The sequence below is a fragment of the Streptomyces sp. SID14478 genome (assembly GCF_010548525.1).
Taxonomy (GTDB): Bacteria; Actinomycetota; Actinomycetes; order Streptomycetales; family Streptomycetaceae; genus Streptomyces.
On the sequence record NZ_JAAGMG010000111.1, the window covers coordinates 1 to 10,332 of the forward strand.

The 10,332-nt window shown below is 70.9% G+C and carries 9 protein-coding genes and 1 pseudogene; 8 read left to right on the plus strand and 2 right to left on the minus strand.

From position 1 onward, the window contains the following. Positions 1 to 1,022 (plus strand): BBE domain-containing protein (locus G3I40_RS04560; RefSeq protein WP_164300856.1); only part of this gene is annotated, 1,022 nt, incomplete at its 5' end. A gap of 3 nt (positions 1,023 to 1,025) precedes the next feature. On the opposite strand, the gene G3I40_RS04565 is transcribed toward G3I40_RS04560, so the two are convergent. Then, positions 1,026 to 1,604, minus strand: a complete 579-nt coding sequence (locus tag G3I40_RS04565; protein ID WP_164300857.1) for a biotin transporter BioY — start codon at positions 1,602 to 1,604, stop codon at positions 1,026 to 1,028. Positions 1,605 to 1,912: 308 nt separating this feature from the next. Here G3I40_RS04565 and G3I40_RS04570 point away from each other — a divergent pair, with 308 nt between their 5' ends. From G3I40_RS04570 to G3I40_RS04590, 5 genes are all read left to right on the plus strand, one after another. Further along, positions 1,913 to 3,220, plus strand: coding sequence for an amino acid permease (locus tag G3I40_RS04570; RefSeq protein ID WP_239091535.1), 1,308 nt, complete (start codon positions 1,913 to 1,915; stop codon positions 3,218 to 3,220). A 156-nt stretch (positions 3,221 to 3,376) separates the two neighbouring features. Continuing rightward, the gene (locus tag G3I40_RS04575) at positions 3,377 to 4,810 is read left to right on the plus strand and encodes an amino acid permease (RefSeq protein ID WP_164300859.1); all 1,434 of its coding nucleotides are present in this window, start codon (positions 3,377 to 3,379) and stop codon (positions 4,808 to 4,810) included. Positions 4,811 to 5,213: 403 nt separating this feature from the next. Next, positions 5,214 to 5,864 (plus strand): superoxide dismutase, encoded by a 651-nt coding sequence (locus G3I40_RS04580; RefSeq protein WP_164300860.1) that lies wholly within the window; start codon positions 5,214 to 5,216, stop codon positions 5,862 to 5,864. Positions 5,865 to 5,998: 134 nt separating this feature from the next. After that, positions 5,999 to 6,226: a hypothetical protein gene (locus G3I40_RS04585; RefSeq protein WP_164300861.1), complete on the plus strand. Its 228-nt coding sequence runs from the start codon at positions 5,999 to 6,001 to the stop codon at positions 6,224 to 6,226. 5 nt (positions 6,227 to 6,231) lie between these two features. Beyond that, positions 6,232 to 6,450 carry a hypothetical protein gene (locus tag G3I40_RS04590; RefSeq protein ID WP_343244825.1) on the plus strand — a complete coding sequence of 73 codons (219 nt, stop codon included), beginning with the start codon at positions 6,232 to 6,234 and terminating at the stop codon, positions 6,448 to 6,450. 22 nt (positions 6,451 to 6,472) lie between these two features. Here the strand turns inward: G3I40_RS04590 and G3I40_RS04595 are convergent, their stop codons facing one another. Then, positions 6,473 to 7,114 (minus strand): DsbA family protein, encoded by a 642-nt coding sequence (locus G3I40_RS04595; protein WP_203643449.1) that lies wholly within the window; start codon positions 7,112 to 7,114, stop codon positions 6,473 to 6,475. A 182-nt stretch (positions 7,115 to 7,296) separates the two neighbouring features. On the opposite strand from G3I40_RS04595, the gene pepN reads away from it, so the two are divergent. Then, positions 7,297 to 9,876 (plus strand): aminopeptidase N, encoded by a 2,580-nt coding sequence (gene pepN, locus G3I40_RS04600; protein ID WP_164300862.1) that lies wholly within the window; start codon positions 7,297 to 7,299, stop codon positions 9,874 to 9,876. Between the two features lie 186 nt (positions 9,877 to 10,062). Further along, positions 10,063 to 10,332 (plus strand): annotated as a pseudogene (locus G3I40_RS04605) (hypothetical protein); the annotation flags it as partial.

The following is a 10,332-nucleotide window of genomic DNA, read 5'->3' on the forward strand; positions in this document are numbered from 1 at the left end:
ACGTCGTGCGGGCCGCCGCGGAGCACGGCCTCGCCCCGCTCAACGGCTCGGCGCCGGGCGTCGGCGCCGTCGGCTACGTGTTGGGCGGCGGACTCGGCATCCTGGCGCGGGAGTTCGGCTACACCGCCGACCACGTGTGCTCCGTCGACGTGGTGACCGCCGACGCGGTGGCCCGGCACGTCACGGCCGACAGCGACCCCGAGCTGCTGTGGGGGCTGCTCGGCGGCGGCGCCAACCTCGGTGTGGTGACCGCCCTCGACGTGGACCTGGTGCCGGTGACCCGCCTGTACGGCGGTTTCCTCGCCCACGACGGGCGGGCCGGCGACCCGGCGGACATCCTGCGGGCGTACACCGCCTGGGCGGCGACCGTCCCGGACACCCTCACCTCGTCCCTCGCCGCCCTGGTCTACCCGGACCTGCCGATGCTGCCGCCGCAGCTGCGCGGCCAGTACGTGGTCTCGGTGCGGATCGCCTTCACGGGCAGTGCCGAGGAGGGCGAGCGGCTGGTCGCGCCGCTGCGGGCCGCGCTCGGACCGGCCGTCACGGACACCGTCCGCGAGATGCCGTACGCCGAGAGCCACACGATCCACAACGACCCGGACTTCCCGCACGCGTACTACGGGGACAGCGTGTTCCTGGGCGAGGCGGACCCCGGGGCGCTCGCCGAGCTGTTCGCGCTGTGCGGGCCGGCCGCCGACGCGATGCACGTGGTCCAGCTCAACCACCTGGGCGGCGCCCTCGCGCGGCCCGCGCCGAACGCCGTGCCGTACCGGGAAGCGGGCTGGCTGGTGCGGATCCTGTCGCCGCTCGACGGCTCCTCCAAGGACGCCGCGCGGGCGCATCACGCGCGGGCGTTCGCGGCCGTCGGGGATCACGTCCTCGGCCGCTCGCTCAACTTCGCGTTCGGCGGCGGGGACCGCCCGCAGGGTCTGTACGACGCCGATACGCGAAAGAGGCTCGCCGCACTGAAGGCCGCGTACGACCCGGCGAACCTCTTCCGGAGGAACTACAACCTGCGGTAGCCGCTACTTTCCGGCGATCTTCCAGGCGGTGGGCAGCGCGCCCATCGCGAGCGCCGCCTTCAGCGCGTCCCCGAGCAGGAACGGGGTCAGGCCCGCGGCGATCGCGGCGCCCAGGCCCATGCCGGTGGAGAGCGCCAGGTACGGCACGCCGACCGCGTAGACGATGGCCTCGCCGAGCAGGAACGTGCCCGCGGTGCGCAGCACCGAGCGGTCCGCGCCCCGGCGGGCCAGCGCGCCGACGGCCGCGGCGGCCAGCATCAGGCCGATGACGTAGCCGAAGGACGCCATCGCGTAGCCCGAGCCGCCGCCGGCGAACCACGGCACCCCGGCCATGCCCGCGAGCGCGTACAGCGCGAGCGAGAGGAAGCCGCGACGGGTGCCGAGCGCGGTGCCGACGAGCAGCGCGGCGAAGGTCTGGCCGGTGACCGGCACCGGCGAGCCGGGCACGGGGATCGCGATCTGCGCGGCGATGCCGGTGAGGGCGGCGCCGCCGACGACCAGCGCGATGTCCCTGGTGCGGGAGACGGGGAGGAGGTCGGCCAGGACCTTGCCCGGACGGGCGACTGCAGCGGCGGTGCTCATGGGGACTCCGCAAGTGTTCGTGGACGGGCAGGGTGGGACTTCGTGACGCTATCCCAAGGGAGTTGAGCCGATCACGGTCGCCGGTCGACAAAGGCTTGAGCCTGCTCTTGGTGGGCTCTGCACAAAGAACCGTCCGTACACCCCGTACGGGGTGATGCTCGTCACGTGGGCACGGTGGCGGTAGGCCCGTTTTGCGCGGGGCGGTCCCGGAACGGGAGACTGTAGGTTCCCGCCAATCCTTCGTGAGCCTGAGAGTCGACGACGTGAACGAACCCCTGTCCACCGGGCTCAAGCAGCGCCACCTCACCATGCTCGGCCTCGGCGGGGTCATCGGCGCCGGGCTGTTCGTCGGTTCGGGCGCCGGGATCGCGGTCGCGGGGCCCGGCATCGTCGTCTCGTACCTGATCGCGGGCGCCCTGGCGATGTGCGTGATGCGGATGCTCGGCGAGATGTCGGCCGCGATGCCCGCCTCCGGGTCGTTCTCCGTGCACGCCGAGCGGGCGCTCGGGCGCTGGGCCGGGTTCAGCGTGGGCTGGCTCTACTGGTTCCTGCTCGTCGTCGTCCTCGCCGTCGAGGCGACCGGCGCCGCGCAGATCGCGAACGGCTGGGTGCCGGGCGTGCCGCAGTGGGCGTGGGTGCTGCTGTTCATGCTGGTGTTCACGGCCACGAACCTGGCGGCCGTGAAGAACTTCGGCGAGTTCGAGTTCTGGTTCGCGACGCTGAAGGTCGTCGCGATCATCGCGTTCCTGGTCCTCGGCACGCTCGCGATCTTCGGCCTGCTCCCCGACACCGACCCCGTCGGCCTCAGCCACCTCACGGGCGACGGCGGCTTCCTCCCCCGGGGCTGGCAGGGCGTCGTCTCCGGCGTCCTCGCCGTGATCTTCGCCTTCGGCGGCCTGGAGGTCGTCACCATCGCCGCCGCCGAGTCCGACGACCCGGTGCGCTCGGTGGCGCGGGCGGTGCGCAGCGCGGTGTTCCGCATCCTGTTCTTCTACGTCGGCTCGATGCTGGTGATCGTGACGGTCATGCCCTGGACGGCGCAGAAGGCGGGCATCAGTCCGTACGTCACCGTCCTGGACTCCATCGGCGTCCCCTCGGCCGGGCAGATCATGAACATCGTCGTGTTCGTCGCGCTGCTGTCCGCCCTGAACGCGAACCTCTACGGCTCGTCCCGGATGATCTTCTCGCTGGCCGAGCGCGACGAGGCCCCGAGGTCGCTGCTGAAGGTGGGCGGGGGCGGGGTGCCGCGGCGGGCGGTCCTCGCGTCGGTGGCCTTCGGCTTCGTCTCCGTACTGCTCAATCTGGAGTGGCCGGACACCGTCTTCCTCTACATGCTCAACTCGGTCGGCGCGGTGCTGCTGTTCGTGTGGGCGCTGATCGCGGCGTCCCAGCTGCGCCTGCGGCGGCGCATCGAGGCCGAGGCGCCCGAGCGGCTCGTGCTGAAGATGTGGGCGTTCCCGTATCTGACCTGGGCGGCGCTCGCCGCGATGGCCGCGGTGTTCGGGCTGATGCTGACCGACGACACGGCGCGGCCGCAGCTGCTGTGGTCGACGGGGGCGACGGCGGCGGTGCTCGCGGTCGCCGGTGTGCGGGAGCTGCGCGCACGGCGTGTCTGACCCTTCACGGATCGTCGACCGGGTCGTCGCGGGGTGTGAGCATCGTGTCCGTATAGCGGAAACCCATTCCCTGTGACAGGGGCGCCCGCTCACACTGTGGGCCGTTTTACGTAGCCATTACGTACTCCCCGTCTCAGCTAATGAACAGGGCATTCCATGTCTCGGACGTCAGCGAAGTCGCCCGTCGACGACGCTCAGCCGGCGGAGCGGGCGGCCGACGCGCCGTCGCTCGCCCCCGGCCTCAAGCAGCGCCACCTCTCCATGATCGCGCTCGGCGGCGTGATCGGCGCCGGCCTCTTCGTCGGCTCCGGCACGGCCATCGCGGCCGCCGGGCCCTCGATCATCCTGGCCTACGCGATATCGGGCGCCCTCGTGATGCTCGTGATGCGCATGCTGGGCGAGATGGCCGCCGCGTATCCGGCGTCCGGCTCGTTCTCGGTGCACTCCGAGCGGGCCATCGGGCCGTGGGCCGGGTTCACGGCGGGCTGGGCGTTCTGGTTCCTGCTGTGCGTCGCGGTGGGGCTGGAGGGGATCGGCGCGGCGCAGATCGCGCACGGCTGGGTCCCGGGCGTGCCGGAGTGGCTCTGGGTCGCGCTGTTCATGCTCGTGTTCACCCTCACCAACGTCTCGGCGGTGAAGAACTTCGGCGAGTTCGAGTTCTGGTTCGCGACGCTGAAGGTCGCGGCGATCGTCGCGTTCCTGGTCATCGGCGTCCTCGCGATCTTCGGACTGCTGGGCAACGACGCGCCGGGCACCGCCAACCTCACCGGCCACGGCGGGTTCATGCCCAACGGCACCGAGGGCCTCATCGCGGGGCTGCTCGCCTCCGTCTTCGCGTACGGCGGTCTGGAGACGGTCACCATCGCCGCGGCCGAGTCCGAGCACCCGGTCCAGGGCGTGGCGAAGGCCGTGCGCACGGCGATGTGGCGGATCGCGCTCTTCTACGTCGGCTCCATGGTCGTGGTCGTCGCGCTCATCCCCTGGTCCGACAAGGCCCTGGTGGACCCCGAGAAGGGGTCCTACGTCGCCACCCTGGAGCACCTGGACCTGCCGGCGGCCGGCTCCGTCATGAACGTCGTGGTGTTCGTCGCCCTGCTCTCGGCCATGAACGCCAACATCTACGGCGCCTCCCGCATGGCCGGATCGCTGGTCGCGCGCGGCCAGGGCCCCAAGGTCATCGGGCGGATCCACGGCGGCGTCCCGCGCATCGCCGTCCTGCTGTCCTCGGCGTTCGGCTTCGTCTGCGTGCTGCTCAGCTACTGGCGCCCCGAGGACATCTTCCAGTGGCTGCTGAAGACGATCGGCGCGATCATCCTCGTCGTCTGGTTCTTCATCGCCGCCTCGCAGCTGATCCTGCGCCGCAGGCTGGAGCGCGAGGCCCCGGAGCGCCTCGTCGTGAAGATGTGGGCCTTCCCGTACCTGACCTGGGTGGCGCTCGCGGGCATGGCGGTCATCTTCGTACTGATGGCCCGTGAGGAAGGCACCCGCGAGCAGCTCTACTACGCGGGCGGCCTGACCGTGATCCTGGCGATCGTCGGCTTCGTCCGGCAGAAGGCCGCCGAGAAGAGGAAGGCCGCCGAGACGCAGTAGGGCCGCGCAGAAGAAGCAGCGCCCGCCCCGCCCGCGCGAAGGGCCCCCGGACCGCCTGGTCCGGGGGCCCTTCGCGTGCTTCCCGCCCCCGGGTCCCAGCCGGACCTGGGGCCTGTCCGGCGGATCTTGTCGCGGACGCGGGGTCTGGCACGCCGACCTGCGGTGTTGTCGTCGGTTGCCAACGCTCCGCGTTGACGCCCTCCTCCGCCTTGCTCCTCGACGCACCAGCCCCCCTCACCAGCACAGAACGGCACGGGCCACCTTGGCCGCGACCTGATCCGCCGGACAGGACCTAGGGCGAAGGGCTGATCAACTCCGCCCACTACTGCTGTTAGCCTGCACTTGCACATCGATTGCAATAAGCTCGCATCAGCACGCTGCAGCAGCCGGAGGGCAGACGCACATGGCCATCTACACGCTTCCTGAACTTCCGTACGACTACGCGGCGCTCGAACCGGTCATCAATCCGCAGATCATCGAGCTGCACCACGACAAGCACCACGCGGCGTACGTGAAGGGTGCCAACGACACCCTGGAGCAGCTGGCGGAGGCGCGTGACAAGGAGACCTGGGGCGCCATCAACGGCCTCGAGAAGAACCTGGCCTTCCACCTCTCCGGCCACATCCTGCACAGCATCTACTGGCACAACATGAACAGCCCCAAGGACGGTGGCGGCGGCGAGCCGCTGGCCGCGGACGGGGTCGGCGACCTCGCGGACGCGATCACCGAGTCCTTCGGCTCCTTCGCCAAGTTCAAGGCCCAGCTGACCAAGGCCTCGGCGACGACGCAGGGTTCGGGCTGGGGCGTGCTCGCCTACGAGCCGCTCAGCAACCGCCTCATCGTCGAGCAGGTCTACGACCACCAGGGCAACGTCGGACAGGGCTCGACGCCGATCCTCGTCTTCGACGCCTGGGAGCACGCCTTCTACCTGCAGTACAAGAACCAGAAGGTCGACTTCATCGAGGCCATGTGGCAGGTCGTCAACTGGCAGGACGTGGCGAAGCGTTACGCGGCCGCGAAGGAGCGGGTGAACGCCCTGCTGCTCGCCCCGTGACCCCCTGATACGTCCCGCCTCGTGATCGTCTTCTCAACTTTCGCCGAGGCGGGCGACGGAAAAGACGGACCCCCGTGAGGACGTGACTCACGGGGGTCTGTCGGTATGCCGGGTTCCGCGGGACCGTGGCCGGCATGGTTGCCAAGCACTGTCCCACCTGCCCGGGAGCGCGCCTGCGGGACTTCGTCCCGCTGACCCCCGGGGAACTCGCCCTCGCCGCCGCCCGGCCCGACGTCGCACCCGGCACTGCCGAGCGCTACAAGAGGTGCAGCAACGACGGCTGCCGCCGCGTGCAGCGGCACTTCGCCGGGTCCCGAGGCTTCCGGCTCCCCGAAGAGCTCAGCTGGCCGAAGAGGGGGTGAGCGCCGTGCCCGGTACCCGGACCATGCGGTGCGAGAGCTGCAAGTCGCACCATCCGCACCGGCGGCTCGACAAGGACGAGCAGCAGCGCCTGAAGAAGACCGGGGAGAAGCATCCCGGCACCTTCTGGCTCTGCACCGGGCCCCTCGCCGGCGGGGAGTGCCGAACGCTGCGCACGGGCTTCAACAGCATGCCGTTCGGCCCTCCCCCACGAAAACTCGCCTAGGAGCCCGGGATCCCGGGAGGGGCTACTCGAAGACGGGCCCCTGCGTCCGGGTCCGCTTGATCTCGTAGAAGCCGGGGACCGAGGCGACGAGCAGGGTGCCGTCCCAGAGGCGGGCGGCTTCCTCGCCCTTGGGGGCCGGGGTGACGACCGGGCCGAAGAAGGCGATCTGGTTGCCGTCCGCGCCGGGCACCGCGATCACCGGTGTGCCGACGTCCTGGCCGACCTTGTCGATGCCCTCCTTGTGGGAGGCGCGCAGTTCGGCCTCGTACTTGGTGCCGTCCCAGTGGTCGAGGAGCGAGGCGGGCAGGCCGACCTCCTCCAGGGCGCCGGCGACGGCCTCCTTCGTGGGGCCCTCGCCGCGGTTGTGGATACGGGTGCCGAGCGCCGTGTACAGGTCGCCGAGGACCTCCGCGCCGTGCTCCTCCTGCGCGGCGATGACGACGCGGACCGGGCCCCAGGCCTTGGTCTCCAGGAGCTCGCGGTACTCCTCGGGGAGCTCGTCGAGCTTAGGCTCGTTCAGCACGGCGAGGCTCATCAGGTGCCAGCGGACCTTGATGTCACGGACCTTCTCGACCTCCAGGACCCAGCGCGACGTCATCCACGCCCACGGGCAGAGCGGGTCGAACCAGAAGTCGACGGGGGTCTTCTCGTCCACGGTGGACATAGCTCTCCTCGGAAGTCGCCAAAATCAGTCACGGGATGCTTCTTGCCTGCGGCAACGCAAGCCGCACCGGGTGCATTCCCGGATGTCCGGCGTCAGGGCCGCGTGCGAGGATCGTAGGCGTGCGAACGGTCCCACGAGGACCTGAACAGCACCTGCCGAAACGCCACGAAGGAGTGCCGCCCGTGCCCGGAGAGAATCTGTCCCGCGACGAGGCCCGCGAGCGGGCCGGTCTGCTGTCCGTCGACGGGTACGAGGTCGCGCTCGACCTGCGTTCGGCGGTCGGCGATGCGAGCGGCGAGGGGCCGCGCACCTTCCGCTCCGTGACCACGATCCGGTTCCGGGCCGGCGAGCCGGGGGCGGCCACGTTCGTCGACCTCATCGCCCCGTCCGTGACCGCCGTGTCGCTGAACGGCGAGGACCTGGACCCGGCCGCCGTGTTCGACGGCAGCCGCATCCAGCTGGAGGGCCTCGCCGAGGACAACGAGCTCGTCGTCGACGCCCGCTGCGCGTACTCGCGCACCGGTGAGGGCATGCACCGCTTCGTCGACCCCGAGGACGGCGAGGTGTACCTGTACACCCAGTACGAGCCGGCCGACGCGCGGCGCGTCTTCGCCACCTTCGAGCAGCCGGACCTCAAGGCGCCCTACCGGTTCAGCGTCCAGGCCCCCGAGGGGTGGACCGTCTGGTCCAACGGGGCCGGTGAACTCGTCGACGGCGTCTGGCAGTTCGCCGAGACCAAGCCGATCTCGACGTACATCACGGCCGTCGTCGCGGGCCCCTACCACTACGTGAGCGACACCTACGAGCGCACCTTCGAGGACGGCTCGAAGCTCGTCGTCCCGCTGGGCGCCATGTGCCGCAAGGGACTTGCCCCCTACTTCGACTCCGAGGACGTCTTCCTCGTCACCAAGCAGGGGCTCGACTTCTTCCACGAGAACTTCGACTACCCGTACCCCTTCGGGAAGTACGACCAGGCGTTCGTGCCCGAGTACAACCTGGGCGCCATGGAGAACCCGGGCATGGTCACCTTCCGCGAGGAGTTCATCTTCCGCGGCAAGGTCACGCAGGCGTCGTACGAGCGCCGCGCCAACGTGATCCTGCACGAGATGGCCCACATGTGGTTCGGCGACCTCGTCACCATGCAGTGGTGGGACGACCTGTGGCTCAAGGAGTCCTTCGCGGACTTCATGGGGGCGTTCTCGATGGTGGAGGCGACGCGGTTCACCAACGGGTGGATCACCTTCGCCAACAACCGCAAGTCGTGGGCGTACCGGGCCGACCAGCTGCCGAGCACGCACCCGGTCACGGCCGACATCCGCGACCTGGAGGACGCCAAGCTCAACTTCGACGGCATCACGTACGCCAAGGGCGCGAGCGTCCTCAAGCAGCTCGTCGCCTACGTCGGCCGGGACGCCTTCCTGGAGGGCGCGCGCCGGTACTTCAAGCGGCACGCGTACGGGAACACGCGGCTCGGCGATCTGCTGTCCGTGCTGGAGGAGACCAGCGGGCGCGACATGGCCTCGTGGTCGCAGGCCTGGCTGCAGACGGCGGGGGTCAACTCGCTGACCCCGCAGGTCATTCTGAACGGCGAGGGGCGCATCACCGAGCTGTCGGTGCTCCAGGAGGCGGCCGAATCGCACCCCGTCCTGCGGCCGCACCGCGTCGCCGTCGGCCTGTACCGGCGCACGCCCGAGGGCTCCCTGGAGCGGTACGCGCGCGCCGAGGTCGACGTGGACGGCCCGCGGACCGTCGTCGGTGAACTGGCCGGGTCCGAGGCGCCGGAGCTCGTCCTCGTCAACGACGACGACCTCACGTACTGCAAGATCCGCTTCGACGAGAACTCGCTGGCGACGCTGCGCGAGCGCCTCGGCGAGATCACCGACCCGCTCGCCCGCGCCCTGTGCTGGTCCGCGCTGTGGAACCTGACGCGGGACGCCCTCATGCCCGCCCGCGACTTCGTCGACCTCGTCCTGCGCTTCGCGGGGCGCGAGTCGGACATCGGAGTGCTGCAGATGCTGCACGCGTGGGCGCGCTCCGCGCTCGTGCACTACGCCGACCCCGGGTGGCGCGAGGAGGGCGGACGGCTGCTCGCCGAGGGCGCCCTGCGGGAGCTGCGGCTCGCCGGGCCCGGCAGCCAGCACCAGCTGACGTGGGCGCGGTTCTTCACGTCCGTCGCGTCGAGCGAGGCCGATCTGCAGTTGCTGCGGGGCCTGTTGGAGGGCACCGGGAAGATCGACGGGCTCGACGTCGACCAGGAGCTGCGCTGGGCGTTCCTGGACACGCTCGCCACGTACGGCGTCGTCGACGAGGGCGTGCTCGCGGCCGAACTGGCCCGGGACGACACGGCATCCGGCAAGCGGCACCAGGTGCGGTGCCTGGCGGCGCGGCCCTCCGAGGCCGTCAAGGCGCAGTCCTGGGCGCAGGTCGTCGAGTCGGACGCGCTGAGCAACGCGCTGGTGGAGGCGACGATCGCCGGGTTCCAGCAGCCGTCCCAGCGCGGCCTCACCCAGCCGTACGCACAGAAGTACTTCGCGGCGATCGAGCGGGTGTGGGACCAGCGGTCGATCCAGATCGGGATGGACGTGGTGCGGGGGCTGTTCCCGTCGCTGCAGGACTCGCCGGCGACGCTGGAGGCGACGGACGCGTGGCTCGCCGCGCACGAGGAGGCCGCTCCCGCGCTGCGGCGGCTCGTCCTGGAGGCCCGGGACGACCTGGCGCGGGCGCTGCGCGCACAGGCCTGCGACGGGGCCGGCGCCCGCTAGGACCCGTGAGGCCGGGCCCCCGGATCCGCGGTGTTACCGAACGCGGGTACCGGGGGCCGTAACCCCGGGTGCCGCCTGGCCTTTTCGGCACTCGAACGCCTGCACTTTAGGGCGAGCTTGTCCGGTTTTGTCGACGGGACTGTAACAGCGGTTAGCGGGGGTGCCGGCGGCGGGAACAGCCCCGTCATGAACCACAACACCCCCGCTCCCCTGTCCCCCCGCCCCCTGCGGCACCTCGTCGAGACCCAGCGGCGCGTCATGAGCGGCGCGCAGCTGAAGGCGCACGGGGTCGCCGCCGCCGCGACGGCCGAACAGTGCCGGCCCGGCGGACCCTGGCAGCAGGTACTGCCCGGGGTGTTCCTGCTCCACCCGGGGCCGCTCACCGGCGAAGAGCGCCTGCACGCCGTGCTGTTGTACGCGGGGCGCGTCCAGGACCGCTCCCGGCGGGCGGACGGC